At 69.1% G+C, this 26209-nt stretch carries 21 protein-coding genes, 1 tRNA gene and 6 pseudogenes; 9 read left to right on the top strand and 19 right to left on the bottom strand.

What is annotated here, in order from left to right:
* Nucleotides 1-103 precede the first annotated feature (103 nt).
* Nucleotides 104-811, top strand: coding sequence for a ZIP family metal transporter (locus tag LG274_RS11605; protein ID WP_298984885.1), 708 nt, complete (start codon nucleotides 104-106; stop codon nucleotides 809-811).
* 8 nt (nucleotides 812-819) lie between these two features.
* Here the strand turns inward: LG274_RS11605 and LG274_RS11600 are convergent.
* The 8 genes from LG274_RS11600 to glsA all read right to left on the bottom strand — a co-directional run bounded on the left by LG274_RS11600 (nucleotide 820) and on the right by glsA (nucleotide 7983).
* Nucleotides 820-893: transfer RNA gene (locus LG274_RS11600), tRNA-Ile, on the bottom strand.
* A 58-nt stretch (nucleotides 894-951) separates the two neighbouring features.
* Nucleotides 952-2175: a glycosyltransferase gene (locus tag LG274_RS11595; protein ID WP_404464601.1), complete on the bottom strand. Its 1224-nt coding sequence runs from the start codon at nucleotides 2173-2175 to the stop codon at nucleotides 952-954.
* 46 nt (nucleotides 2176-2221) lie between these two features.
* Nucleotides 2222-3163, bottom strand: a complete 942-nt coding sequence (locus LG274_RS11590; protein ID WP_404464599.1) for a DMT family transporter — start codon at nucleotides 3161-3163, stop codon at nucleotides 2222-2224.
* A gap of 7 nt (nucleotides 3164-3170) precedes the next feature.
* Nucleotides 3171-3812 (bottom strand): CDP-alcohol phosphatidyltransferase family protein, encoded by a 642-nt coding sequence (locus LG274_RS11585; protein WP_404464597.1) that lies wholly within the window; start codon nucleotides 3810-3812, stop codon nucleotides 3171-3173.
* A 107-nt stretch (nucleotides 3813-3919) separates the two neighbouring features.
* Complete coding sequence (locus LG274_RS11580; protein WP_404464595.1) at nucleotides 3920-4921, bottom strand: phage holin family protein; 1002 nt, start codon at nucleotides 4919-4921, stop codon at nucleotides 3920-3922.
* A 161-nt stretch (nucleotides 4922-5082) separates the two neighbouring features.
* Nucleotides 5083-5919, bottom strand: a complete 837-nt coding sequence (locus LG274_RS11575; protein ID WP_404464592.1) for an aldo/keto reductase — start codon at nucleotides 5917-5919, stop codon at nucleotides 5083-5085.
* Between the two features lie 105 nt (nucleotides 5920-6024).
* Entirely contained in the window at nucleotides 6025-6951 is a 927-nt protein-coding gene (locus tag LG274_RS11570) for an SDR family oxidoreductase (protein ID WP_298714600.1), read from the bottom strand.
* Between the two features lie 75 nt (nucleotides 6952-7026).
* A complete protein-coding gene (glsA, locus tag LG274_RS11565) occupies nucleotides 7027-7983 on the bottom strand; it encodes a glutaminase A (RefSeq protein ID WP_404464590.1) in 957 nt (318 codons plus the stop codon).
* Between the two features lie 73 nt (nucleotides 7984-8056).
* Between glsA and LG274_RS11560 the strand changes: the two genes are divergently transcribed.
* Nucleotides 8057-8884: a hypothetical protein gene (locus tag LG274_RS11560; protein WP_404464588.1), complete on the top strand. Its 828-nt coding sequence runs from the start codon at nucleotides 8057-8059 to the stop codon at nucleotides 8882-8884.
* 121 nt (nucleotides 8885-9005) lie between these two features.
* On the opposite strand, the pseudogene LG274_RS11555 reads toward LG274_RS11560, so the two are convergent.
* Nucleotides 9006-9449 (bottom strand): annotated as a pseudogene (locus LG274_RS11555) (YdhK family protein); the annotation flags it as partial.
* Nucleotides 9450-10280: 831 nt separating this feature from the next.
* Nucleotides 10281-11336 carry a zinc-binding dehydrogenase gene (locus LG274_RS11550; protein WP_404466074.1) on the bottom strand — a complete coding sequence of 352 codons (1056 nt, stop codon included), beginning with the start codon at nucleotides 11334-11336 and terminating at the stop codon, nucleotides 10281-10283.
* Here LG274_RS11550 and LG274_RS11545 point away from each other — a divergent pair.
* Nucleotides 11271-12559 (top strand): IS3 family transposase gene (locus tag LG274_RS11545; RefSeq protein WP_404464586.1). Its coding sequence is split into 2 segments (ribosomal slippage): nucleotides 11271-11544 and nucleotides 11544-12559, totalling 1290 coding nucleotides; the frame shifts between segments, so codons are not numbered across the junction. The genes LG274_RS11550 and LG274_RS11545 overlap by 66 nt on opposite strands.
* Nucleotides 12560-12779: 220 nt before the next feature.
* Here the strand turns inward: LG274_RS11545 and LG274_RS11540 are convergent.
* Nucleotides 12780-12915, bottom strand: a pseudogene (locus LG274_RS11540) (IS3 family transposase); the annotation flags it as partial.
* Between the two features lie 266 nt (nucleotides 12916-13181).
* Here LG274_RS11540 and LG274_RS11535 point away from each other — a divergent pair.
* A complete protein-coding gene (locus LG274_RS11535) occupies nucleotides 13182-13739 on the top strand; it encodes a helix-turn-helix domain-containing protein (RefSeq protein ID WP_013161556.1) in 558 nt (185 codons plus the stop codon).
* Nucleotides 13736-14608 carry a M23 family metallopeptidase gene (locus LG274_RS11530; RefSeq protein ID WP_123575316.1) on the top strand — a complete coding sequence of 291 codons (873 nt, stop codon included), beginning with the start codon at nucleotides 13736-13738 and terminating at the stop codon, nucleotides 14606-14608. The genes LG274_RS11535 and LG274_RS11530 overlap by 4 nt, the downstream gene beginning before the upstream one ends.
* Before the next feature lie 425 nt (nucleotides 14609-15033).
* Here the strand turns inward: LG274_RS11530 and LG274_RS11525 are convergent, their stop codons facing one another.
* On the bottom strand, nucleotides 15034-16029 hold the full coding sequence (locus tag LG274_RS11525; RefSeq protein WP_404464583.1) for an IS481 family transposase: 996 nt from the start codon (nucleotides 16027-16029) through the stop codon (nucleotides 15034-15036).
* A gap of 138 nt (nucleotides 16030-16167) precedes the next feature.
* Between LG274_RS11525 and LG274_RS11520 the strand changes: the two are divergent.
* Nucleotides 16168-17065 (top strand): annotated as a pseudogene (locus tag LG274_RS11520) (IS5 family transposase).
* 18 nt (nucleotides 17066-17083) lie between these two features.
* Here the strand turns inward: LG274_RS11520 and LG274_RS11515 are convergent.
* Nucleotides 17084-17359, bottom strand: a pseudogene (locus tag LG274_RS11515) (transposase); the annotation flags it as partial.
* A 151-nt stretch (nucleotides 17360-17510) separates the two neighbouring features.
* Nucleotides 17511-18965: a hypothetical protein gene (locus tag LG274_RS11510; protein ID WP_404464581.1), complete on the bottom strand. Its 1455-nt coding sequence runs from the start codon at nucleotides 18963-18965 to the stop codon at nucleotides 17511-17513.
* A 142-nt stretch (nucleotides 18966-19107) separates the two neighbouring features.
* On the opposite strand from LG274_RS11510, the gene LG274_RS11505 reads away from it, so the two are divergent.
* Nucleotides 19108-20397: an ISL3 family transposase gene (locus tag LG274_RS11505; RefSeq protein ID WP_404464059.1), complete on the top strand. Its 1290-nt coding sequence runs from the start codon at nucleotides 19108-19110 to the stop codon at nucleotides 20395-20397.
* A 186-nt stretch (nucleotides 20398-20583) separates the two neighbouring features.
* Here the strand turns inward: LG274_RS11505 and LG274_RS11500 are convergent, their stop codons facing one another.
* Both LG274_RS11500 and LG274_RS11495 read right to left on the bottom strand, forming a co-directional pair.
* Nucleotides 20584-20832 (bottom strand): hypothetical protein, encoded by a 249-nt coding sequence (locus LG274_RS11500; RefSeq protein WP_404464579.1) that lies wholly within the window; start codon nucleotides 20830-20832, stop codon nucleotides 20584-20586.
* Between the two features lie 4 nt (nucleotides 20833-20836).
* Nucleotides 20837-22894: a DEAD/DEAH box helicase family protein gene (locus LG274_RS11495; protein ID WP_404464577.1), complete on the bottom strand. Its 2058-nt coding sequence runs from the start codon at nucleotides 22892-22894 to the stop codon at nucleotides 20837-20839.
* Nucleotides 22895-23027: 133 nt separating this feature from the next.
* On the opposite strand from LG274_RS11495, the pseudogene LG274_RS11490 reads away from it, so the two are divergent.
* Nucleotides 23028-23906: pseudogene (locus tag LG274_RS11490) on the top strand (IS5 family transposase).
* Nucleotides 23907-23966: 60 nt separating this feature from the next.
* Nucleotides 23967-24522, top strand: a pseudogene (locus LG274_RS11485) (IS5 family transposase); the annotation flags it as partial.
* Nucleotides 24523-24670: 148 nt separating this feature from the next.
* Here the strand turns inward: LG274_RS11485 and LG274_RS11480 are convergent.
* From LG274_RS11480 to LG274_RS11470, 3 genes are read right to left on the bottom strand one after another with little or no spacing between them, the layout of a single operon-like run.
* Nucleotides 24671-25543, bottom strand: a complete 873-nt coding sequence (locus LG274_RS11480; protein ID WP_404464575.1) for a hypothetical protein — start codon at nucleotides 25541-25543, stop codon at nucleotides 24671-24673.
* Between the two features lies 1 nt (nucleotide 25544).
* Nucleotides 25545-25811, bottom strand: coding sequence for a hypothetical protein (locus LG274_RS11475; protein WP_404464572.1), 267 nt, complete (start codon nucleotides 25809-25811; stop codon nucleotides 25545-25547).
* Entirely contained in the window at nucleotides 25808-26206 is a 399-nt protein-coding gene (locus tag LG274_RS11470; protein WP_404464570.1) for a hypothetical protein, read from the bottom strand. Before LG274_RS11470 ends, LG274_RS11475 begins: the two co-directional genes overlap by 4 nt.
* Nucleotides 26207-26209 lie beyond the last annotated feature (3 nt).

Below are 26209 nucleotides of genomic sequence, written 5' to 3'. Positions count from 1 at the left end.
ACGGGAAGCCCGACGCCGGCCCCCGCCCCACGCGACCGAACGGTCCGGGGCGGGGGCCGGCGTCGTCTGCGGTCAGGACGGCGCCAGGACTAGGCTGGCGGCCATGACCACCCTTCTCTGGGGCGCGGTGGCCGCGTCGTCGCTGCTGCTGGGCGCCGTGCTCGCCACCCTGCGTGACTGGCACCGGGGAACGATCGGCCTGATCCTCGCGTTCGGCGCGGGAGCCCTCATCGCCTCCGTGTCCTTCGAGCTCGCCGAGTCCGGAGTCGAGGCGGCCGGCCCGCTGCCGGTGGGCGTGGGCCTCGTGGTCGGGGCGCTGGCCTACTTCCTCGGCAACGGCTACGTGGAGCGGCGGGCGAAGCACTCCGGGGGCGGCGCGTCCTCGGGCGCGTCCCTCACCGTGGGCGCGCTGCTGGACGGCATCCCCGAGCAGGTGGTGCTCGGCATCGGCCTGGCCATGGGCGAGGGGGTCTCGATGGCCCTGCTCGTCGCGGTCTTCATGTCCAACCTGCCCGAGTCCATCGCCGCCTCGGCGGACTCGCTGAAGGCCGGCAAGTCCAAACGCTCCGTGCTGCTGCAGTGGACCGTCGTGTTCCTGGTGTGCACCCTGGCGACCGGCGCGGGCGGCCTCCTCGCGGATGTCGCCTCCGCCTCCTTCACGGGGGGCGTGCAGGGCTTCGCCGCCGGCGCCCTGCTCGTGATGCTCATCGACACGATGGTGCCCGAGGCCCGCGAGGAGGGCGGTGAGACCGCCGGCCTGGTCACCGTGGTGGGCTTCGCGATCGGCGCGTTCCTCTCCCTCACCGGGTGAGGGTCCTGTAGGGCGTGCGGGACTTGAACCCGCGACCGAAGGATTATGAGTCCTCTGCTCTGACCGACTGAGCTAACGCCCCTGGCCCGCGCACCGGCGCGGGACCCGCCCATCCTAGCGAGGACGGGGCCGGCGTCGCCTCAGAGGGCCGCGCGGACCTCCGCCACCGTGGCACCGCGGTAGAGCCGCTCGAAGAGGTCTACGCTCTTCTCGGCGGAGTGCCGCACCGCCTTGGCGTGGGAGGCCTCCCCCATCGCCGCGCGCTCGGCGGCCGGGAGCTCCAGCACGCGGGCGATCCGCTCCGCGAGCGCGACGTGGTCGCCGGGCGGGAAGAGCCAGCCGTTGACGCCGTCGTCCACGAGGTGGGGCAGGGCCAGCGCGTCGGCGAGCACCACCGGGGTGGAGGCGCTCATGGCCTCGAGGGAGACCAGGGACTGCAGCTCCGCGGTGCCGGGCTGGCAGAAGACGTCCGCGCGCAGGTAGGCCCGGTGCAGCTCCTCCTCGGACACGTGCCCGCGCAGGTGCACGCGCTCCTCCACCCCCTCGGCGGCGATGACCTCGCGGAGACGGTCGCGCTGCTCGCCGTCGCCCACGATCTCCGCGTGCGCGTCGAGCTCGGGGCGGGTGCGCGCCAGGTGCGCGACGGCCCGGATGAGCACCTCCACGTTCTTCTCCACGGCCAGGCGGCCCACGAAGAGGATGACGGGGTGGTCCGGCTTCTCCACGACCTCGCCGGGGGCGAGCTCATAGGCCGCGGCGTCGATGCCGTTGGAGATCGGCAGGACCCGCTGGAGGCCGGCGTTCTCCGCCATGGCCTTCGCGGCGAGCGCGGTGGGGGTGGTGACCGCGGCACCCTTGCCCATGAGCCGGCCCATGTCCCTCCACGAGTTCCGGGAGACGATGTCCCGGAACCACTGGGGGAAGGGCAGGAAGGGGTCGAGGTTCTCCGGGATGAAGTGGTTGGTGGAGACGGTGCGGATGCGGCGCCGCTCGGCCTCGATGATCGCGGCCTCGCCGATGAAGTAGTGGCACTGCGCGTGGACCACGTCCGGCTGGACCTCGCGGAGGACGCGGCGCATCCCCGACTTCGCGTGCCACGGCATCACGAAGCGGTAGTACTCGTGCGTGAACGCCTTCACGGAGGAGAGCCGGTGCACGGTGGCCTCAGGGCGGTGCTCGACGGCGTCCGGGCCGGACTCGTTGCGCGCCGCGATCACGTGCACGTCATGGCCGCGGGCGTGCAGCGCACGGGCGAGGCGGAAGCAGAACACGGCGGCCCCGTTGACGTCCGGGGGGTAGGTGTCCGCGGCGACCAGCACCGTCAGCGGACGGTCCTCGGACTTCCGGGGGGCGCGGTCGGTCACGGGTGACCCTCTCTGGACTCAGGTGGTGCCGGGGATCGGCGTCGGCTCAGCGTGCCTCGCGGCGGGCCACCACGTCCGGGTGGCTGCGGGAGAGCTGGATGATGCCCACGGTAGCAACAACGGCGGCGGCCATCAGGGCGGAGGCCACCCACAGGGGCAGGTGGGGGCGCAGCTCGTCCAGCACGGTGACGCCCACGAGCACGCCGACCATGGGGTCGACCACGGTCAGCCCCGCCACCACGAGGTCCGGGGGGCCGTAGCGGTAGGCGGTCTGCACGAAGTACACGCCCAGCAGGGCCGCGGCGGCGAGCACGGCCACTGTGCTCCAGGACGGGACCCTCCCCTCGAGGATCCGCACCGCGGTGAGGCGCACGCACACGGCCACGAAGCCGTAGAGCACACCCGCCGCCACGATCGGGACGATCGCGCTCGCCCGCCGGCTCAGCCACGCGGCGGCGACGGCTCCCGCGGCCACCACGACCCACGCGATCAGCACCGTCTCGCGCTCCTGAGCGTCCGTGGGCACGGCGGTCGGCTTGGTGGCCTGCATGGTCACGAGCACGAAGCCCACGGAGCCCGCCATGCACGCCCCGACGGCGGCCCACGTGCGCGGACCGATCCGCAGGCGCTCCGTGCGAGCGTGCAGCACCGTGGTGATGGCCACCGCGATCGCGCCGATCGGCTGCACGACGCTCAGCGGGGCGTTGGCCAGGGCGATCACGTTGAGGGCGATGCCGGCCAGCATGAGCACGCCGCCGAGCAGCCAGACCGGGGAGCGCAGCATGGCCAGGGCCCCGTGCAGGGCGCCGCGGGCGCGCTCGGCGGTGGGCGTCGTCGTCGCCGGGGCGGGCGGGGCGGCCACCGTGCCGCCCGAGGGGATGGCCGCGGCGGGCGGCTGCGTGCCGCGCACGCCGGCGGCCTGGCGCTCGCTGCCGAGCGCGAGGAAGAGGGCGCCCACCAGCGCGCACAGGACCGGGATCAGGTACACGGGGTGCTCACCCGGCCCACGCCGCGCGGTCGCGGGGATCGACGCCGGCGGCCCGCAGGGCGGCGGCCTTCGCCACGGCGCGACGCAGGTAGTCGAGCGTGGCCGCCACGTGGAGGATGCTCCCGGCCGCCACGAGCAGGAGCGACACGGCGGTCCAGACCGCCGTGTCGGCCTCCGGGACGCGGGAGAGCAGCAGCGCGGGGGCGCCGGCGAGCAGGATCGCCGTGCGGACCTTGCCCAAGACGGTGACGGTGAGCTCCGGGCTGCCGCGGAACAGCCACGCGGAGACGGCCGCGAGCACCAGGTCCGGGACGATCACGGCGAGCGCGAACCACAGCGGGGCGATCCCGGTGCCGACGAGCGTGACCGCGACGACCATGAGGGAGAGCCGGTCCGCCGCCGGGTCGAGCCAGGCGCCGACGGTGGACATCATGTCGAACCGCCGGGCCACGTAGCCGTCCACCCAGTCGGTGCAGGAGAGGACGGCCAGGACGATGAAGGCCGTCAGGTACTCCCCCGACGTCGTGAGCCACACGAACACGGGCACGAGCCCGAAGCGGGCGAGCGTGATGAGGTTCGGCGGCGTCAGCCAGTCCTCGCGCACGGTGTACGCATGCCCCTCCCGCAGGCCGGCATCGATCAGGCGCATCGCTCACTCCAGGGACGTCGGGCGGGTTCGGGACCACCCTACCGACGACGACGCCCCGATCCGCGCGGATCGGGGCGTCGACGTCGTGGGACCGCGGCCCCGGAGGATCAGTCGCGCTTCCTGCCCTTCGTGCCGAGGCGGGTGGCCAGGACGGCGAACGCGGTGGAGGAGGCGCCCAGGAGGGCCAGCGGCTGCCAGCGGTCCTTCACGTAGTCCTCGGCGGCGGCGGCCTGCTCGCCGGCGCGCGCGGCACCGGTGTACGGGGCGGTCTGGTCCAGGGCGTGCGCGGTGTCCGGGGTGGCGCCACGGCCCTTGCGCTGCGCGGTGAACGCGGCGATCTGGCCCTTCACGGAGGCGCGCTCGTCCAGGCCGGAGCGGATGTCGCCCAGGTGACGGCGGCGCAGGTCGGCGCGACGGCGGACCTCGTCCTCGGAGGCGGAGCCCTGCTCGGGATGCGGGGCGGCCTCGCCGCGCTTCTCCGCCTTCTTGTTCTCCTCCTGCTCGATCTTCTTCCGCTCGGCCTCGCGCTGCTTCTCGATGCGCTTGGCCTCGGCACGCTCCGCCTTGAGGCGGTCGTACTCGGCGGGGTCGAAGTCGTTGCCCTCCTTGAGGTAGCCGAGGTCGTACTCGAGGTTGCGGATGGTCTCGGCGGGCACGAGGGGCATGGCGCCCTTGACCTGCATGGCACCGATGCCGGCGAAGAGGAGGCCGAGCACCAGGAACGCGAGCGCCACCATGAGGGCGGGGAACCAGAACTGCGGGTCGGCGAACGCGCCGATGAGCGCCACCACGAGGGCGACGAGCACGAGGGCGAGGAAGAAGAGGCCGACAAGGGCCAGGGCGGCGCCGATGCCGGCCTTCTTGCCGGTGCCCTTGAGCTGACCCTTGGCGAGCGCGAGCTCGTCCTTGAGCTGCAGGGGCAGGAGGCGCACGACGGCGGCCAGGAGGTCAGAGAGGGAGCTGGCGCGCGTCTGGGCGGTGACCGGCGTGGTGGGGCGCGGGGCGTCGGCGGTGGGGGCCGTGCTCCCGGGGTCGGTGGTGGCGGCCGAGGTGGCCGGGCGCGGCGCGTCGACCCTCAGCGAGTCGGCGGCAGGGGCCTGATGGGACATGGGGTCATGCCTTCCGTGTGGTGCGGCGGAGGAGCGGCCGAAGCCAGGCGGCGGCCTCGAGAGGTGTTCGGATCAAAGTTATCACCGCCCGCCTCCGCGAGAGCGGGGGCGGGCGGCGGGCGCAGGCGACGACGGGGGCCGCGACCGGCTGAGTCGACGGGTCAGAAGTCGATGTCCGCCGGGTCCGGGCCGATGCGGCCGTCGGCGCGGTCGAGGCCGTCGATGCGGGCGATCTCGTCCTCGCTCAGCCGCACGTCCGCGGCGGCGAGGTTGGAGGCGATGCGCTCGGGCGTGACCGACTTGGGGATCACCACGTTGCCGATCGCGAGGTGCCATGCGAGGACCACCTGGGCCGGCGTAGCGCCGTGGGCCTCCGCGATCTCGGTGATCACCGGGTCCTCCAGGACGTCCCCGCCCTGGCCCAGCGGGGACCACGCCTCGGTGAGCATGCCGCTGCGCTCGCCGAATGCGCGCAGGTCCCGCTGCTGCCAGTAGGGGTGCAGCTCGATCTGGTGGATCACCGGGGTCACGCCCGTGGCCTCGATGATCTCCTCGAGCTGTGCCTGCGGGAAGTTGGAGACGCCGATCGAGCGGACCCTGCCCTGGCGCTGCGCCTCGATGAGGGCCTTCCAGGTCTCCACGTACTTCCCCTGGGACGGCTTGGCCCAGTGGATCAGCCAGAGGTCCACGTAGTCCGTGCCGAGCTTCTCCAGGGACACGTCGAGCGCGGCGAGCGCCTCGTGGTACCCCTGGTCCGAGTTCCACACCTTCGTGGTGACGAACAGCTCCTCGCGCGGGACGCCGGCGGCCGCGATCGCGCGGCCCACGCCCCCCTCGTTGCCGTAGATCGCGGCGGTGTCGATGTGGCGGTAGCCGGCCTGGACGGCCTGCTTCACGACCTCGGCGGCCACCTCGTCCTCGACGCGCCACACGCCGTAGCCGAGCTGGGGGATGGACTGGCCGTCGTGGAAGGGGACGGCGGGGACGGCGGTCGTCATGGTGCTCTCCTCTGGTTCGTGATGCTGGTCTCGGTGGCTGACTCTACGACGCGCGCGTCCGTGGCGCTGACGACGTCGCGCGGAGGCCGCCCACGGCGGGGAACGTCACGGGGTGGGGGTGCCGCCGTTCGCGTTCAGCGTGTCCCCCGTGACGTAGCTGGACTCGCCCGAGGCGAGGAACACGTAGGCGGGGGCCATCTCCACCGGCTGGCCGGCGCGGCCGGTCGGGGTGTCCTGGCCGAACTCCACGAGCCTGTCCATCGGCTGGCCGTAGGAGACCTGGAGGACGGTCCAGATCGGGCCCGGGGCCACCGCGTTGACGCGGATGCCCTTCTCCGCGACCTGCTGGGCGAGGCCCTTGGTGAAGTTGTTGATCGCGGCCTTCGTGGCGGCGTAGTCCAGGATCATCGGGTTCGGGTTGTAGGCCTGCACCGAGGTGGTGTTCACGATCGCGCTGCCCGGGCCCATGTGCTTCAGCGCCGCACGCGAGAGGGTGAACATCGAGAGGATGTTGATCTGGAACGTCTCGAGCACCTGTTGGTCGGTGAGCGTCTCCAGGCTGTCGGAGATCAGCTGCTGGCCGGCGTTGTTGACCAGGATGTCCAGACCCCCGAGGCCCTGCACGGCCTCGTCCACGAGCCCGTTGCGGTAGTCCTCGTCCAGCAGGCTGCCGGGCAGGGCGACGGCGGTCCGGCCCGCCTCCTCGATCGCCTTCAGGACGCGGTCCGCGTCGGGCTGCTCCTCGGGCAGATAGGCGATGGCGACGTCGGCGCCCTCGCGGGCGAACGCGACGGCGACGGCGGCGCCGATGCCCGAATCGCCGCCCGTGATGAGGGCCCGGCGTCCCTCGAGGCGGCCCTTGCCCACGTAGGACTCCAGGCCGATGTCCGGCACCGGATCCGTCATGATGTCCAGGCCGGGCGCATCCTGGCGCTGCTCCGGCGGGGAGACCTTCGGATGGCGGGTGCTCGGATCGTCGTGGGCGAGCTGCGAGCCCTGCACGGGGCTGTCCTTCTGGTTCGTCTCGGTCATGGCCTCGACGCTACGCCGCGGATGCGGGGTGGTGGCAAGGGTGGGCGGGCCACCGGATCGGGGGGCCGGCGCAGGTCAGTCCGCACCGCGCAGCCCCGCCAGGGCGCCCCGGTGGCGCAGCACGTGCAGGTCCCACCGCTCGCTGAGGCGTTCGAAGATCCCGATGCCGCGCATCGAGTTGCCGCGCTCGTCGAGGCGGGGGGACCACGTGGCGATCCCGACGGCGCCGGGCACCGCGCCCAGCAGGGCCCCCGAGACGCCGCTCTTGGCCGGCACGCCGACCTCGGCCACCCACTGGCCGGTGGCGTCGTACATGCCGCACGTGAGCATGACGGAGAGGGACTGCTCGGCCACCCACTCCTGCAGCACGCGCTCCCCCGTGAGCGGGTTGACCCCACCGGCGGCGAGCGTGGCGCCCATGACCGCCAGCTGCGGCGCGGTGACGAGGATCGAGCACTGCGTGAGGTAGCCGTCCACGGCCTCCCGGGCCTCGATGGGCAGCACGCCCGGGTCGGCCAGCAGGTGGGCGAGGCCCAGGTTCCGGTCGGCCCGCGCGCTCTCCGCCGCGCGGACGCCCTCGGACACCTCGAGGCGGGCCCCGGCCATCGCGCTGTAGCGGTCCAGGAGCAGCCCCGCACGCGTCTGGGCGTCCTTCCCGGGGACGAGGGCGTGGGCCATGATCGCGCCCGCGTTGATGAGGGGGTTGTACGGGCGGCCGTCGTCGTGGAGGGAGAGGTGGTTGAACGCCTCCCCCGAGGGCTCGACGCCGACGTGCTCGAGCACCGCGTCCAGGCCGACCTCCTCGAGGACCACCGCGTAGGTGAGGGCCTTGGAGACCGACTGCAGGGCGAACGCGTGCTCGGCCTCCCCCGCCGAGGCCTGGTGCCCGTCCACCGTGCAGACGGCGGCGGCCAGGCCGTCCCGCTGCCGGCCGGCGACGTCGTCCAGGTAGTCGGATGTCTCCCCCGAGTGGTCCGGCTCGACCTCCTCGAGCGCGGCGGTGAGAGCGGCATCGAGACGGTCGGTGTCCATGCCGGCCAGCCTAGTGGACGGGCCCTCGGTGGCTAGGGTGGGGGCATCCGTCCGCCCGTCGAGAGGCAGTCCCGTGTCCCGCGCCGACGTCACGACCATCCCGCCCGAGAAGTCCCGGCGGGTGCTGGCGGCCGAGGCGCTGGCCGCGCGGTGGGACCGGCCGATGGGCATGCTGGGCGTGCTCTTCCTGTTCGTGGTGCTGGGCCAGCTGCTCGTCACGGAGCCGCGCTGGGCTGCGGTGCTCACCTGGCTGGGCTGGGCGTTCTGGGCGGTGTTCCTCGGCGAGTTCCTGCTGCGCGCCTACATCGCCCGGTTCAGCACGCAGTTCTGGAAGCGGAACTGGTGGCAGGTCGTGTTCATGCTGGTCCCGTTCCTGCGGTTCTTCCGGGCGCTGCAGGCGCTGCGGCTGGTCCGGCTCGCCCGGCTCTCACGGGTGGCGCGCGTCGGCGGCATCCTCTCGGCCGGCATCCGCGGCTCCCGTTCCGCCGGGCGCCTGCTCTCCAGTCGCCTGGCGTGGCTGGCGGCGGTGACCGCCGTCGTGATCCTGGCCGCGAGCCAGCTGCTCTACGCCCTCGAGGCCGTGGAGGACTACACCGACGCGCTGTACCAGACGGCCATGGCCACCATCACGGGCTCGGGCATCGCGGCGGACCACCCGGGGGCACGCGTGCTGTCGGTGGCGCTCGCCGTCTACTCCGTGGCGGTGTTCGCCACCCTGGCCGGCTCCCTGGGCGCGTACTTCCTGCGGGGCGACGAGGCGAAGGAGCACGAGCGCGCCCGGCAGGACGAGGGGCTCGCCGAGGTGCTCCACGCCGTGGAGGAGGAGCACGCCGCGGAGGCCGCGGCCCGGCGGGCGGCCTGCGGACCGCGGGGCAGCCACCGGCGCGGGGCGCAGGAGTAGGGCCGTCGCAGGGACGTGAGGGTCGGGACCTCGGACTGGACCGACAGGCGCCGGCGCGGGACCTTCTCCCCCGCGGGGCTGCGGATCGCGGACCAGGTCGACGGCGTCACCGTGCGGGCCGGACCTCGTCCTCCACGACCCACTTGTGGTCCGTGACCTTCTCGCCGCCGTCCGTGGGGGTGTAGTCGACCTGGTAGGCGGTGGTGTCGAACGCGCCGGTGACGGTGGCCTCGGCGCCCTTCATGCCGGGCATGTGGTCGGCGGTCAGCGTGACCTCGGTGCCCACGGGGTAGGCCGGGTCGTCGGCCTCCTCGATGCCGGCCGGCGAGGGGCCGCCGTCCATCGCGTGCTCCATCGAGTGGCCTGCGTGGCCGGAGGCGGCGGCCGATCCGCTCGCGTCCTTGGAGCGCATGTCGTCCATGCGGCTGGCGGCGGCTGACGACGCGTCCGAGGCGGCGGATCCCACGGCTGGGCCCGCGGAGGAGGCCAGGGAGCTCGCAGCCGCCCCGATCGAGGGAGCGGCCGAACCCACCGCGGCACCCGCCGAGGAGGCGGCGTCCGTCACCTTCTCCTGGTCCTCGGCGGAACAGCCGGCGAGGGCGAGGGCACCCGCGAGAAGGGCGGCGGTCAGGGCGGGGCGGGTATGCGTGGAGCGCATGCGTGGAGCTCCTCCGTGCTCGTGCCGGTTGCGCGGCGCACCGGGCGTGCAGACCACTCCAGGTCGGCGGTCCGCGGTACTGCCAGGTCTCCGGTGAGCGGCGCGGACACCGTCATCGCGGAACTCCTGGGAGCACGGGGCGGGCCTGGCGCACATCCCTCCCTGCGGTGTGCCGAACACCACGGGTGATCGGTCCCCTCTGCGTGCACCAGTCCGTGCCTCCGGCCGGCGCATGTCCGACGTCCCGTCGCTCTCCGACGCCCAGCGAGTGCTGACCACTCCGATGCTCCCATCCCGGGCCGGCCCGTGGGTCATCTCCTTCTCGGAGACGGGCCCCATGGTCAGGCGATCCTCGACCGCGCGGGCATGCTGCTGAAGGCAGGGTGGCACGCCAGTGCCACGGCGCAGCGGGGCCGAGTCCGTCGCGATGGCTCCGGGCATACTCGTCCGAGCACATCGCGATCCCGCGCCCCTGCCTGATCCGGTGGGAGCGCCGCTCCACAGCATTGCTGCCCCGGTAGCGCAGGCGTTGGTCCTCGCCGACGTCGATCGGCCGCCCGGGGCGACCGCGGCGGTACGCGATCTGATCGGCCCTCGCGGGGATCGAGCGCCATTTCCCGAACCTCTCGGGCAGGTCCCGCCACGGAGCCCCGGTACGGAGCCTCCACGTCCCGGAACGCTGTGGCTCCACGCCCTCGTCGGGCGGATGCGGGCCGGCGAGGTGGTCGAGACAGGCGCTCAGAGGCCCTTGCCGGAGGGGGAGACCAGGATCTTCACCGCCGTCTCGTTGTGGTGGATGAGGGTGTCGAAGCCCTTCTCGACGATGTCGTCGAGCGCGATCTTGCCCGTGATGAACGGCTTCAGGTCCAGGTCCCCGTCCTCGAGCATCTTCACGGTGTCCGCGTGGTCATGGGCGTAGGCGATCGTGCCGCGCAGGTCGATCTCCTTCATGACGAGCTTGTGCAGGGCGACCTTGGGCTCGTGGCCCCAGATGGACTCGTTCACGATCACACCGGCCGGGCGGACCGCGTCCAGCAGCATGTCCAGGACCACATCCACCGAGGTGCACTCGAACCCGACATCGGCACCGCGGCCGTCCGTCAGCTCCTTGAGCTTGGCCGGCACGTCGACCTCACGCGGATCGAACGCGTCGTCGGCCACGCCCGCGTCGAGGACCTTCTGGCGGCGCAGCTCGGAGAGCTCGGAGACGTACACCCTCAGGCCCTTGCCCTTGAGCACCGCCGCGGTGAGGGCGCCGATGGGGCCGGCGCCGCCGATGATCGCGGTGCCGGAGGTCGGCGACCCGGCGCGGACCCAGGCGTGGTGGGCCACGGAGAGCGGCTCGATGAGGGCCGCCTCGTCCAGCGCCACGGAGTCCGCCACCGGGTGGACCCAGTGCCGGTCGACGGCGATCTTCTCGGCCAGCCCGCCACCCTCGCCGCCGAGGCCGATGAAGTTCATGTCCGGGGCCAGGTTGTAGTGCTCGTCGTCCCGATGCTCGGGGCGGATGATGTAAGGCTCGACAACGACCGACTGCCCCACCTCGAGGTCCGTGACGCCCTCGCCGAGCGCGGCGACGGTGCCTGACATCTCGTGCCCGAGGGTCACAGGGGCGGAATCGCCGGAGATCGGGTGGGGGTGCCCGTGCGGCGGGATGAAGATGGGGCCCTCGAGTGAACCGCCCCAGGTTTGATGCCGCTGCTGTTTAAGTCCGGAAGGATGGACAGCATGCCGAAGAAGATCGATCCCCAGCTGCGCGCGAGGTGCGTGCGGCTCGTGCGGGACCACGCCCAGGAGTACCCCACCTTGACCGCGGCGACGGCCGCGGTCGCTCGCCAGGAAGGTGTCTCACGTGAGTCCGTGCGGCGCTGGCTGGCGCAGGCCGAGGTCGACGACGGGACCCGGCCCGGCGTCACGAGAGAGGAGTCCGTCGAGGTGAAGCGGCTGAAGGCGGAGGTCAAGCGGCTGCGTGAGGACAACGAGATCCTGCGCCGGGCCTCGATTTTCTTCGCGGGGGAGCTCGACCCCCGCAACCGCTGATCCTCGCGTTCATCGACGAGATGAGGGCCGAGGGCTACGCAGTCGAGTCGATCCTCTGCGTCCTGCGCCAGCAGGGCTTGGGGATCGCTGCACGGACCTACCGGGCCTGGAAGAGGCCGGCCCGCATCGCTGCCAGGACGGTCACAGACGCGCTGGTCGAGGACAAGATCCGCGACCTGGCCTGGAGGTTCAACGAGGCCACCGGGCGGATGCAGATGACGCCGGAAGGCCTGTACGGGCGGCGGAAGTGGGTTGCCCTGCTCCGCCGCCAAGACGGCCTCGCCGCCACCTCCCGCGGAGCAGTGGACCGGGCCATGCGCACCCTCGGCCTCGAGGGTGTTCGCCGGGCGAAGAAGCTGCGCACCACCATCCCCGACCCCGACGGGAAACGTGCCGGTGACCTGCTGAACCGCGACTTCACCGCGTCCGCGCCGAACCTGGTGTGGGTCACAGATTTCACGTACGTGAGGACCTGGGCGGGCTTCGTCTACGTCGCGTTCGTCCTGGACGTGTTCGCCCAGCGGATCGTGGGCTGGCACGCCAGCTCCAGCATGCGCACCGACCTGGTCATGACCCCATTACGGATAGCTCTGTGGCAGCGCGACCGCGACGGAAACCCCGTCTCACCTGGCGATTTAATCCACCACAGCGATGCCGGGCCCCAGTACACATCTATCCGATACACCGAGCATCTCGACCTCGAGGGCATCGCGCCGTCGATCGGTACCGTCGGCGACGCTTACGATAACGCGCTCATGGAGACCGTAAACGGCCTGTTCAAGACCGAGTGCATCCGCACCACCGTCTTCCATCCTGGGCCCTTCAGGACGCTCTCGGACGTCGAGTACGCGACGGCCGGCTGGGTCGACTGGTACAACAATCGGCGCCTCCACGGCTCCCTCGGGATGCTCACCCCGATAGAGTTCGAGACGCTCCACTACGAGGCCCTCAACCGAGAGCCCGAACCCGCAAAGTAGCGGCAGAGAACCCGGGGCGGTTCACCCCACCCACCCGCGCGACGAGACACGGACTCAGATGCCAGAGCGGAACCGAACTCCTTCTACCAGCTGGACCAAAAGATGCTTCTGACCAGGCATCTTACAAACTGAATCTCCATTCGACCGCGTTCCGATGGATAGAACCATCTGGGTGCACATCGGCGCGACGGGACCAATGAACGGGCAGGCGCAGCTGGGTCTAGGCCACTAGGTTGAGGCTCGGGTTCATGAGGGGCTCGTACTCGATGGGCCAACCGACCCAGGCGGGCCCGCCGGCGGCGTCGGTAGGTCCGCTCGATCCAGGTGATGATCGCGGTTCGCAGCTCTTCACGAGTTTCCCCGCCGCCCGCAAGGCCGACCCGACAGACCCCCTGTGGATCACCGCCATGACCCAGGCCAGCAATGCGCGGGAGCGAAATCCCGGTCAAGCACTGCCTACGAGAACGTCCTCGCCCTTCATGCCCGCCCTGGGGCGCAGAGGGACCTTCGCACGTTGAAGCGGACTCCACCGAAATCCGTCACCCAGAGGTCGCCTACTCGCCCCCGCGGCAGGTCCGTAGTGCGATTTTACAGTATTCCGTAATTCTGGAACTATGTATCCATGACGACACCGGACGCACCTGACTCACTGGCCAGTCGAGTAGCTGCACTCGAGAAGCGGATGGTCGCGGTCGAGGCACACGCCACCCCCGCCGCTGGTGACACTGGAAATACGAACGGCGCGCAAGGCAGTTCACCAAGCACACAAGATCACCTCTGGGCCCTTCGCGGCCTGAAGCAGTACGAGGATGACAGCGAGGGCGGCACCGTCATGCTCGTGGGCTCCGTCGAGCTTCCGGGCAGCGGGCCCGTCTCCTGGCAGATCGGAGCGCACGCCGACGAGCTCCTTTCCGACGAGTGGGACACGGTCACTGCTGTGCTGGACGCACTGGCACACCCCATCCGCCTGCGCATCCTCAAAGAGGTGCTCACCGGGGAGAACAGCACCGCACGCGAACTTGCAGAACTGGAGTCCATGGGGTCGACCGGGCAGGTCTATCACCACCTTCGCGCCCTCACCTCGGCCGGGTGGTTGAGGCCGGGCTCCGGGGGCAGACACACGGTGCCGGCCGAACGAGTCGTCCCCCTGCTCACCACCCTTCTGGGGGCGCGCCGATGATGCGCATGCTCAAGGCGGCCTCCCCCTGGCTCCTTCGAGCCTTCGTCCTGCTCGTGGCGCTGAGCTTCGTCATCGAGGTCCCCGTGTGGCTCGTGTTCGCGCCGCTGGGCCTGGCGATCGCAGTCCCTTCTCCACGTGCAGACGACGAGTCTCCCCAGACCATGCATGCTCCCGTGACGGGCCGCTGGGTCGCCATCAACAGCCCGGCGACGAAGGTCCCCAGCCACGGCGTTCGCACGCTCGGTCAGGCATTCGCAGTCGACATCCTGCAGGCATCAGACTCTCCCCGCGAAAGCGCCCCCGGCTGGCAATGGAGACAGGCCGAGCCCCAGGAGTTCCCAAGCTTCGGGGAGCCTGTCCTGGCAGCGGGCTCCGGCACCGTGATCGCTGCCCATGACGGCAAGCGTGACCATCGCGCCCGGAACACCTGGCCCGGCCTGATCTACATGATGTCGCTCGAGGCCTTCGGTCGAGAGTTGGCCGGGCACCGCTCCATCATCGGCAATCACGTGATCCTCGACCATAGCGACGGCACGTTCAGCATGTACGCCCACCTCAAGCACGGATCTGCAGCCGTGTGCGTCGGGCAGAAAGTCCGGGCCGGCGATGTCCTGGGAGCGGTCGGGAACACCGGGAATACCAGCGAACCCCATCTCCACTTCCAGCTGATGGACCGGCCCCAAGCGGCCATGGCCGCCGGCCTGCCGTTCCGGTGGTCCCCGCTCACGATCGAGCCGGATCCCGATCCCCACTGGGCTCCGAAGAAACCTGTCGCAGAGACGGTCGAGGGTCTCCCCGCGACAGGGCAGATCTTCCGCACCCCGGAGTCCGGCGTCATGCCCCAACCCAAGCGCGAGGCCAGTTGTTGACGCGAACACTCCCCCATGCCGCCCGACCAGCTCGCGCCCAACAGCTCTGACCAGCTCTTCTACAAATTGAATCTCCATTCGACCTCATTGCGTTGGGAATAGGCGTCACAGATCGATCGCAACGAAGCCTGGGTCACGCCGCCACTGAGGCCCGGTCGGAGCTGGCGGACGTTGCCTCGCGAGCAGCCGCTCCCCCACGGCGCGGAGTGTCTCGTCATAGGACGCCGCTTGGAAGGTGAATTCCAAGGGGTCCCCGATGGCGTCGTACGGCTCATCACTGAGGCTGTCATCCCATCCGAACTCGCTCCATCGCACCACTGACCCGGATCGTTCGATGTTGACCGTCAGCGCCCCACAGACCAGGTCGCCGCACTCGCGACACACGTACAGCTCCACCCGGCCACCAGGAAGACTGTCCTGTAGCCCTAGGTGTGATGTCCAGGGAGGTTGTTGAGCCTGGTGGCAGGCACGGCGCCGATCGCGGAGTGGACGCGATGATGATTGTAGAAGTGCAGCCATCCAGGCAACGCGGCCCTGCGCTCCGTCTCTGAGCTGTAGAACCGGGCGTAGGCCCACCCGTCAGCGAGCGTGCGATGGAACCGCTCAATCTTCCCGTTCGTCTGCGGCCGGTAGGGCCGAGTCCGCTTGGGCTTGATCCCGAGCTCGGTGCAGGCATCACGCCAGGCATGCGAGCGGTAGGCCGAGCCGTTGTCCGAGAGCACCCGCTCCACCTCCACGCCCAGGCGCGCGAAGTGGGCGACCGCGCGGCGCAACACCGCGATGGCCGTCTGGCTGCGTTCATCGGAGTGCATCTCGACATAGGCGAAGCGGGAGTGATCATCGATCACGGTGTGCAGAAAGCCCACCCCGAGCCGGGGCTGGTATCGGGCATCACGGGTTCCTTCACGGTCTGCGGTCGCCGCGCGGTGCTTCAGGCCCTGCTGGCGCCCGACGAATCGGTGTCCGCCCCCGTCGGGGATGCGCCCGAACTTGGTGACGTCGACGTGGATCAGCGAGCCGGGGTGGGGGTGCTCGTAGCGGCGGATCGGCTCGCCGGTGACCCGGTCCAGACGGGCGAGGCGGTTGATCCGGCAGCGCACGAGCACGGCATGGACGGTGGAGGCCGGCATCCTGAGTTCTCCGGCGATCTGTGCCGGCCCCAGGCGTCGGCGCCATCGGGCGGCCACGATCTGTTTCACCACCGCCGGCGGTGTTCTGGTCGGCATCGTGGACGGCCGGCTGGACCGGTCTGCCATCCCTGCAGGTCCCTCGGCCCGGAAGCGTGTGGCCCATTTGCGTGCGGTGGGTGGGGAGACCATGAACATCTTGGCCGCGGTGGCGACCGGCCAGTGTTCCTCGACGATGAGCTTGGCCAGGCGTAGGCGGGCGCGAGGGGTCAGGGCGGCGTTAGCGTGGGACATGAAGGCCTTCTGTTCGCGTGAGCGGTTTCTCGACAGCTCCACTCTCGCAACAGGAGGCCTTCGCCTGTCAGCTGTTCACGCAACAACGTCCCTGGACATCACACCTAGGGCGTGTTGCTAAAGGATTCGGGGACGTGGATGCGCGAGTCTGGGGTTATGTCGCGTGATGTCATCTCGGACGAGCTCTGGGCCGTGATCGGCCCGCTGTTCCCGGCTCCGAAGTCCACGGGTCGGCCGCCGGTGGATCGGCGCGCGGTGGTCGAGGCCACCGCGTGGCGCTTCCGCACGGGGGCGCCGTGGCGGGATCTGCCCGAGCGGTTCGGGAACTGGAACACGATCTACAAGAACTTCAACCGGTGGGCCGCCCAGGGCGTGTGGGAGCGGGTGCTGGAGAAGACCCAGTCCATGGCACAGCAGGCTGGCGAGCTGGACTGGGTGGCCTCGATCGATTCCACGATCGTGCGCGTCCACCAGCACGGGGCGACCCTGCCCCGCCCCACAGGGGGCCTGGATGAACTACAAGAAATCAACGGACGAGCCGGCTGATCATGCCATCGGACGCTCCCGCGGCGGTCTGACGACGAAGAATCATCTGGTCTGTGATGGCAAGGGCAGGGTGCTGGCGTTCGTGGTGACCGGCGGGCAGGTGGCGGACACCTCGATGTTGGCCACCACGCTGGAGCTGATCAGCGTTGCCGGCGCCCGTGGGCGGCCCAGGGCGCGGCCTGACCGCCTGATTGCGGACAAGGGCTACCCCTCGAAGGCGAACCGGGCTTGGCTGCGCCGGCATGGCATCGCGGCCACGATCCCCGAGCGGGCCGATCAGATCGCGCACCGGCGCCGCCGCCCAGGAAGACCGATCGACTTCGGTGAAGACCAGCGCCAGCGCTATCGGGGCCGCAATGTCGTGGAGCGGTGCTTCAACCGGCTCAAACAGTGGCGAGGAATCGCGATGCGCTCGGACAAGTACGCCCGGAGCTATCACGCCGGGCTCTGCCTCGCCGCGACACTGCATTGGCTGACTACTACCCTTTAGCAACACGCCCTAGAAGTTTCCCTCAGCCAGCTCCTTGAGCGCGGCCTTCTCGAGCTCTGCCTCGGCGAGCAGCCGCTTGAGCGTGGCGTTCTGCTTCTCGAGCTCCTTCAGCCGCTTCGCGTCGTCGGCCTTCAGCCCGCCGTACTGGTTCCGCCACCGGTAGTACGTCTGCTCGGACACTCCGAGCTCTCGACACACCCCGGCGATGTCGCTACCGCCCGCGAGCATCCTGTCGGCCTGCCCGAGCTTACGGACGACCTGCTCCGAGGTGTGACGCTTCCTGCTGTTCGTCATGATCTGACCAGTCTCACTGCCCGGACCCCCGGGCAACAGGACGACTCACACAACCACCGGACCTACCAAACGGGGTCAGCCCATGGGCATTACCTGAGCGTCGAGAGCCTTGCACGCCGCGGTACGAGAGGTAATGCGAGGCCGCGTGGTTTCACTCAGCCTGGCTAGGAACGTGCCGAAGAAGCGCGTTCAGGACCTCCGCGTGACTAACGCTCTGGTCAACCGAGATCATTTTTGCCGCGAATGCCCTGATGACCTTCATCGGGAGCCACGGAGGAACCTCTCTATAAGTGCGATCGAATCCGATGAGGTTCCACGTCTGAGAGTCGAGCCGCTCTACCCAGCCGGCGCAGGAGACGACAAGAGATGTCAGCAAATGCGGGGCAGTCTCTAGAGCATGGGCCAAGCGATCATGCACTTCTGCGTCTGACGTCGCACGGGCGAAGGCCCACATCATCGACTGACCGTTGACATCGTTGCCGACCCACGAGGCATCTTTCGACCAGTCGGTTTCCGACCACAAGCGGCGCAGGTTGTCATCTGCGGCAACGGCGGGAGCATCCTGCTCGTCACCTTGGCGAGCGGCCTCTTGGAGCAGCGCGGCCGCGGCACAGATTGGAAGCCGCTGTCGATCCCGCTCCATAAGATCGAACTGCTCATCCTCGGTCGCGTTGCCTGCCACCGCGATCGCGAGAGCTGCAGTGGTGTCGAGACCAATCGTGAGAAAGTGCGCGGTGGGTGGAATCGCTGCGGCCTCGACGGTCGCGCCTGCAACACGCTCGCGGAGCTCGGGGTCGTACGGACGGTGACGGACTCGATGGAACGGCCGGGCTTCATCGAGGAGCTTTCGGTGTTCAGACAGGGGGTCCACCTGCTCGGGCTCGCTGGCGACTGGCGGAAGCTCGGGCACCGCGACCTGTTCGCCACGAGAGGCGCGCACGAGATCGGTAACCGATCGCTGAAGTTCCCCCAGCGCATTATCGAATGCCGTGTCTGATGTCGGGTCAGAGCGTCCTGTCCAGGTCGAGGCCGTATCAATCAGGTCAGTGATCGCACGTTCCAGAGCGTCGCACCAGAGAGCCACCTGCCTACCTGTCACTCGGACCGCAGCAAGTTCAATTCGTGCCGCCTCCGCCGCGGGCCCCATTTCATCGAGCGCTTCCGCCAGAGCCGACTGAATGCCCTCGCGCATCGGCCGGGTTTCCATCTGCGACGGCTCCGCGTACACCGGATTGCCCTCGTCATCCCATGCGTTGAAGGACCTTCGCGTTTGCTCTCTCAGCTGCTGCCAACGCCCAGCCCACGATCGTGTGACGCCGCGAGTCCGCTCTGCCACGAGCCGGAGTGCCTCGACTCGTCGTGCTAGCTCGACAGTTGACGGTGCGTGCAAGGCGTCAAAGGACTTTGACGCGACGAGCACCTCAGTCGCCTCGTCGTCGCTGATCGGCCAGTTGCGTTGAAGACGGTCGTACTCTGCGATCTGCGCCGCTTTCCACTCGCGAAGCATCTCGGCCGGAAACGAGTCGGGTGTCTCGTCGATTTCGTAGGAATGCTCGATGCACAAGAGGACGAGATTGTCGAAGGCCCGGTTCTCATCGGCGGGCATGTCGAGCCACCGTGGTCCGCCCTGCCGCCGCGCGTGAATATGGGCTCTTCGACTTTGAGCGTGGTGGGGCCCTGACGTAGGGCTCGCGGCCCTACGCCAGCATGGGTGTTGTCTAGACATCTCATGAGCGAGGACCGCGAGCGTGCACAAGCCTACGTTCGACGTCGATGCGGCGTCGATCCTGTTCAACCTGTCCGGTTACCGAGTCGTCTCGGCCACCCCTGGCGTCGACGTTGAGCAACCGCGGCAGGTGCTGATCGAGACGACCACGAGCGAGGGCGCCTGCCCCTCCTGCGGGGTGCTGTCCTCGCGGATCCAGGCAAGACCTACCCAGCGCGTGAAGGACGTGCCGTGCGGGGGTGAGCGGCTCGACGTGCTCGTGCGCAAGCGCCGCTACGCCTGCCGTGAGTCGTTGTGCCCGCGGCGGTCGTTCACCGAGGAGACCGAGCAGCTGCCCGCGCGGGCGAGGGTCACGACCCGGCTGACCGAGCAGGTGATATCCGCCTGCCGGGCCGAGCCGCGGGCGGTGTCCCGGGTCGCGCACGAGGCGCACCTGTCCTGGCCCACGGTGATGCGGATGCTCACCACCACCCTGGACCTGGACACCGGCGTGGACCGCCGGCACGTGCGGCACCTGGGGATCGATGAGCACCGGTTCCGCACCGTGCGCTACCTGCGCGACCCGGACACCCACGCGGTGAAGCGGGTCGAGCCGTGGTCCATCGTGTTCACCGACCTCGACGACGGCGCGATCCTGGACGTCGTCGACGGGCGCCGCGGCAAGGTCGTCACCTCCTGGCTCGCAGCGCGGCCGCGGTGGTGGCGCCGACGCGTGCAGGTCGTCGCCCTGGACATGTCCAGTGAGTTCCGCGCCGCGATCCGCAAGGCACTACCGCGGGCGAAGGTCAGCGTGGACCACTGGCACGTCGTGCGCCTGGCCAACGAGATGATCACCAAGGTGAGGAGGCGCCGGGTGTGGGAGCTGCACGAGCGCCGCGGCCGCGCTACCGACACCCCGTGGAAGTACCGCAAGCTGCTCACCTGCGCCGGCGACCGGCTCACCGTCCGCCAGCGCACCAAGCTGCAGGAGATCCTGGCCGAGGACGTCGAGCTGGCTGTGGCGTGGGGCATCAAGGAACACGTCCGCCAGGTCCTCACCGCCACCGACACGTCTTCGTTCCAGCGGCACTGGGCCGGCCTCGAGCGTGCCGTGCGAGCCACCCGCCTGCCCGAGCCGGCCGCGCTGTTCCGCACGCTGCGCGCCTGGCGTCGTGAGCTGCTCACCTTCTGCCGAACCAGGGTCACGAACGCTCGCACCGAGGCGGCGAACCTGACCGCCAAGACGATCAAGAGGGTCGGGCGCGGGTACCGCAACCACCGAAACTACAGATGCCGCATCATTGGCTATGCGCCCCGACCGATCGCGGCGTGAACACCCAGCACCACGCTCAAAGTCGAAGAGCCTGAATATGGGCAACTCGACTGTTCAGCACTCGGTCGCCTGTGTCGTCCGAGAGCTTGTACAACGGTCGGCTGCACTCCGGATGCGCACACCGGAATGCTGACCCGTACAACTGACGCACCGTGGAAGGAGCCGGGAGCGGGTACGCGGCTGATGTCATGCCTGCGAGCTCGCGTCGTGAAGCGCTGTGAAGTGCGTGTGAAGGTCCGCGAGCGACTTGTCCGCCTTCGCCAAGATCTCGGAAGCACAGACAGTGCAGTAGGTCGTCTGGCTCTGCGGTCCGTCTCGGACGACGAGGCACGGGTCGCCCTTGAGAATCAGGTGCGTGGTCTTCCGATAACACTTCCGTCGCCGTCTCGCCGTCTCCGCGCTGACGTGCTTCAGGATGTTCTTCACCGTGGCCATCGGTTCACTCCTCAATCGCTGTTCTGATCGTCTTGGCCACCTGGTCTCCGATCTCGTCGAGCGAGTCATAGGCGGCTTGCAGCTGGTCGAGTGTCCACTTGTCTCGACTCTTCTTTCCATGCCCGGCGAAGGTGTTGATCTCGCGGTTCAGTAGGACGTAGAGAGCGTCGGCGTTGTTGCCGCGCGCTCCCTTGATGGATCGGCGCATGTCGAAGCCGGCGCGGGCTAGGCCGAGGTCGGCGAGGATGCGCTGATGGATCGACTTTGAACGGCTGTCGAGCCGACTCCGAAGCGTCTGCCGCCGCACTTGTGGCTGGACCGGCATCGAGTCGGCGGGCTCCTCCTCGTGTTCCTTGCGGTGAGACAACTGCGCCCGCAGCACGTCCGCAGTGATGCCGAGCTCGCGGAACGAGAAGCCGCCCGGTCCCTTGGCGTCGAGCATCTCTTCGATGACTCGGTCGTCGTTGGGGTCTAGGAACGAGCGATTGAGGAAGTGGCTGAGGCGCTCGTCCTGTGCCACAGGGTCGTCGAAGCGCTGCGCCGCATGTTCCGGGTCGCCGTTGCCGTTTCGTCCGGTCGAGTCGGCTCCTTCTCCACGAGCCCAACCTCGAACGATCTGCTGGTCCTGGGTATCGAGGTCGCGGAACTCATCCCACTGCTCCTCGTTGTTGAGGCCGACGTGGGAGACAACGAAGCCCTGGTTGTTGGGACTGTTCGGGTCGTTTAGGTCGACGGTGCGCATCACGCGGCCGACGAACTGGATATAGGGCGACAGTGAACGGTAGGGGCGGAAGATGGCTGCCACGCTCAGTGGGGGATGGTCGAATCCTTCGCCGAGCATGGCGACCTGCACGATGACGTCGATCTGGTTGTTGCGGAGCTTGGCCAGCACCGCGGTCTTCCGGTCGTCAGCGAGGTTGCTGTGGATGGTCTCGGCTTGCAGTCCCATCTCCTGGAAGATCGCGCGCACTTGATCGGCGTGATCGATCGACATCGCTGACGCGGCGATCTGGTGAGGAAATCCAGTCGCCGCCCGGAGCGACTGGAGCTTCTCGACCGCCTTCTCGGCGATGTGGCGGTTGCACTCGTCCGAGAGCGCGACGCCGCGACGGAACCAGGCCTCCTCTTTCAGCTCGAGGATCTTCTCCAGCGTATATGTGTCGCTTTCGCCGCGCGTGGTGAAGGTGATCTCGGCTGGATGTGCTGAGGCGGAGACGATGTGCTTGATGTAGCCGTTGAGCATGGCGCGGGCGAAGGGGTAGCGATAGACCAGCTCTCCCAGCAGTTCCTTGTTGTCGGCACGGAAAGGTGTCGCAGTCAGACTGACGAAGCGCGCCTGGGGGAACGACCGCACGACCTTCTGCCAACTCTCGGCGGCGACGTGGTGGCCCTCGTCGATGATGACGAGGTCAAAGAAGTCGCTTGGGAACTGTGACAGCCAGCGGTCGGCGCTGCTGGCGAGCTGCTGGATGTTGGCGACGACGATGTGGCTGTTCACGCAGTCATCCATGTTGGCCTTGGGGCCGTCGACCAGCGCTGTGAACGGCCCGGACGTGAAGGAGTCGAGGACGCCTGCCTTCTTCCAGAAGCAGGAGGCGTTCGAGATGTTCAGGTCGGCGTAGAGACCCTGCCGGATGGTTGTGTTCGGCGCGATGATGAGCGTCCGCTTGTGAGAGAGGCCGAAGGGAAGGATCGCCGCGACGCCTGTCTTGCCGCAGCCCACCGGCAGCTGGATGATCGCCGGAGTTGTTTTCCGGGTGAAGTGCTCCGCGGCAGCCTCGTAGGCCTCCTTCTGAGGTTCGCGCAGCTGTGGGTTGCCGTCGATCACGGCCTCTGCGGCGTCGAAGAAGCCAGCGACCACGTCCTTGGCCTTCTCTGCGGTGTTGTATTCGAGGCGGAACGGCTCCAGGTCGGCGATGCGATAGAAGCGGTACTGGCTGCCTGGGCGACGAACGGCGGTGAGCGTGCCCGCAGCGTCCCACCGCCGCAACGTGGCCGCCGAGACGCCCACATAGGCGGCGGCCTGCGCGATGGTGAGGTAGTCGTCGTACTGATTGCTCATGATTAGTCATCATACATCAAGGCAATCAACGTTGTGCAACCCTATCAGCAGGATGCTCGATCGAACCCACGTTTCGGCGGCCTAGGGCGTGTTGCTAAAGGGTTTCAAGCTTTGGGTGCGCCAGTCTTGAGGGATGTCGCGTGATGTCATCTCGGACGAGGCTTGGGCTGTGATCGGCCCGCTGTTCCCTGCCCCGAAGACCACCGGGCGTCCGCCCGTGGATCGACGCGCGGTGGTCGAGGCCACGCATGGCGCTTCCGCACCGGGGCTCCGTGGCGGGACCTGCCCGAGCGGTTCGGGAACTGGAACACGATCTACAAGAACTTCACCCGTTGGGCCGCACAGGGTGTGTGGGAGCAGGTGCTCGAGCGTACTCAGTCGATGGCACAGCAGGCCGGCGAGCTGGATTGGGTGGCCTCGATCGATTCCACGATCGTGCGCGTCCACCAGCACGGGGCGACCCTGCCCCGCCCCACAGGGGGCTCTGGCGAACTACAACAAGTCCGGGAAAGAGCCGGCCGACCACGCGATCGGACGCTCCCGTGGCGGTCTGACGACGAAGTCTCATCTGGTCTGTGATGGCAAGGGCAGGGTGCTGGCATTCGTGGTGACCGGCGGGCAGGTGGCCGACACCTCGCTGTTGGCCACCACGCTGGAGCAGATCAGCGTGGCCGGAGCCCGTGGGCGGCCCCGGACACGGCCTGACCGCCTGATTGCGGACAAGGGCTACCCCTCGAAGGCGAACCGGGCCTGGCTGCGCCGGCATGGCATCGCGGCCACGATCCCCGAGCGGGCCGATCAGATCGCGCACCGGCGCCGCCGCCCAGGAAGACCGATCGACTTCGGTGAAGACCAGCGCCAGCGCTATCGGGGACGCAATGTCGTGGAGCGGTGCTTCAACCGGCTCAAGCAGTGGCGAGGGATCGCGATGCGCTCGGACAAATACGCCCGGAACTATCACGCCGGACTCAGCCTCGCAGCGACACTGCACTGGCTCGCCACCATCCTTTAGCAACACGCCCTAGGGCGTGTCTGACAATGAAGCCAGAGGCCGGCTGACACCCTGGAAGGCATGTCCCGGCACCAGATGCTCTCCGATGCTCAGTGGGAGCTGATCGCCCCGATGCTCCCAGCCCGGACCGGCCGGGCCGGCAGGCCGTTCGCCGATGCCCGCACGATGGTCGAGGCGATCATCTACCGGTACAGGTGTGGTATCCCGTGGCGGGATCTGCCCGAGGTCTACGGGCCCTGGCAGACCGTGTGGACCTGGCATCGGCGCCTGGCCGCCGAGGGCACCTGGGACACGGTGCTGGCAAAGCTAAGCGCCGCTGCCGACGCGCAGGGCTTGGTGGACTGGTCGGTGTCGGTGGACTCCACGATCGCCCGCGCGCATCAGCATGCGACGAACACGAAGCGCCTCACAGGGGGCTGGATCGAACTACAAGAATCTGCGTGAAGAGCCCGCCGACCATGGGATCGGGCGCTCTCGAGGTGGGTTGAGCACGAAGATCCATCAACTCGTCGATGGTGCAGGACTGCCCCTGGTCAGCCTGATCACCCCCGGCCAAGCAGGAGACTCGCCCATGCTGCTTCCTCTTCTGGGACAGCAGCATCGGGCAGTCCCCTCACCTGGCCGGGGGGATCAGGCTCACCAGCGGCATCCCAGCCCCGTCGACGAGCTCGCAGACTTCATCAGGTACCTGACGCTCGCATCGACGAAGTACCTCCTGGACGCGTCAGGGACGATCTCGTCGTAGACCCCGACAGCCGTCCGTCTCATTCATTCACCACCACCCGGGCCGCTCGACCCCTCACCCCATCATCGTCCTTTGCACCCTCATCCTGAGCATCCCAGACCTCCCCGTCTGGAGACGTCTCCCACTCCACCCCGAGGTCGTCCCGGCCGCTGGCCACCGCGACCGACAGCCGCGGCGCCGACGGTGTGGACGAGGCCACTACGAGCTCCGCGGCAACGTCCTGCACCTGTGCGGCCGCGCCGAGCGCCACCACGTTCGAGGTCCCCACCACGCCGCCGTCGGAGTCCACGATCCGCGCCCGAAAGTACCCCACCCCCTTCTCCGGGCGCTCTACCATCTCGTGCTCGCGCTCCGTGGACGCCCAGCGCAGCCAGTCGGCTTCGTCGTAGTCGATCTGGTACGCCCCGCGTGCGCCGTAGGCCTCCGGCTCTTTGTGCGCCCCGGTCTTCGTGCAGCCGGCCTCGTCCACCATGCGGCGCAGCCGCATCTGGAGCATCTCCACATGCGGGTGCCACATCATCATCGGCCCCAACCCGGGAGCCTGCTCCTCCCAGACCTTGTACTCCATGCACATCGCCGCGTACAGCTCAGCCGTGACGTCTGGATGACGGAACCAGCAGACCGGGACCACCGAGGTCCCCAGCCGGTACTCGCCCACGAACCAGTCCACCCAGCGGCGCAGCGTGTTCCAGGCGTCCCACTGGTACTCAGCCTCGATGTCCCGCCACCGGGTGCCCATCCACGCCGGCGGCCCGTCCTGGCTCAGCTCAGCGGCCACCGACGGGTCCACGAACGGCAGCGGAGTCCCCTGTCCGTCGGTCGGTCGGTCTGTCCCTGCGGCCATCTCGTCCCAGGCGTCATCTTCTTCGTCCTGGCTCCATGGGGATGCCATCTCAGGCCTCCTTGCGATGGCGCCGGTAGGTGCGCCGCTGGGTGAGCAGTCTCGCCAGCCGGTCCAGCACCTCCGCCAACGCCTCGTCCGCGCTGGCGCCCGTGAGCCGCATGTGCCGGTGCGCGGCCTCCTCGCACGTGGCGCACAACCACACGCCCGTCCCGCCGGCCCTGGAGCACACAGCCCGGTCCAGATGGTCCTCGCTCGTGCAGTGCCACCGCAACGGCACCTGCCGCTGGCAGACCGCACACCGCTGATCACCGTTCATCTCACCCTCGCCTGACCGCGCCGCTGACGAATCATCCTGGCCACGATCACCACTGAGGCCCGCGCTCTGTTCCATCCGAAGAACTCCTTCCGTCCGTCCATGATTTCGTGCAGCCGCTGGTGGTGTTCCCGGCACAGCGGCATGAGCTCGTCGTCCTTCTCCCGCGCCTGCCACGCCCCGGTCTGCGGGTCCTGGTGCACGCCCTCATAGGAGAGGTGGTGCAGGTCCAACGTCCCCGCCTCGTCCAGGCGCACCTGGCAGACCTGGCAGGCCGGCTCGACGCCGGCCTGCCGGCACTGCTCGAACCACCGCACCCTGCGGTATCCCCACGCCTGGCTCCGCAGGTACTCCCGATACGACGTCGAGCCGGTGCGGTGCAGTCCAAACCTGCCCACCAG

Origin of the sequence: Micrococcus antarcticus, from assembly GCF_044872765.1 — a bacterium.
Lineage (GTDB): Bacteria > Actinomycetota > Actinomycetes > Actinomycetales > Micrococcaceae > Micrococcus.
Note: the sequence above shows the minus strand (reverse complement) of the source record. Positions and strands in the feature narration are given on the sequence as shown.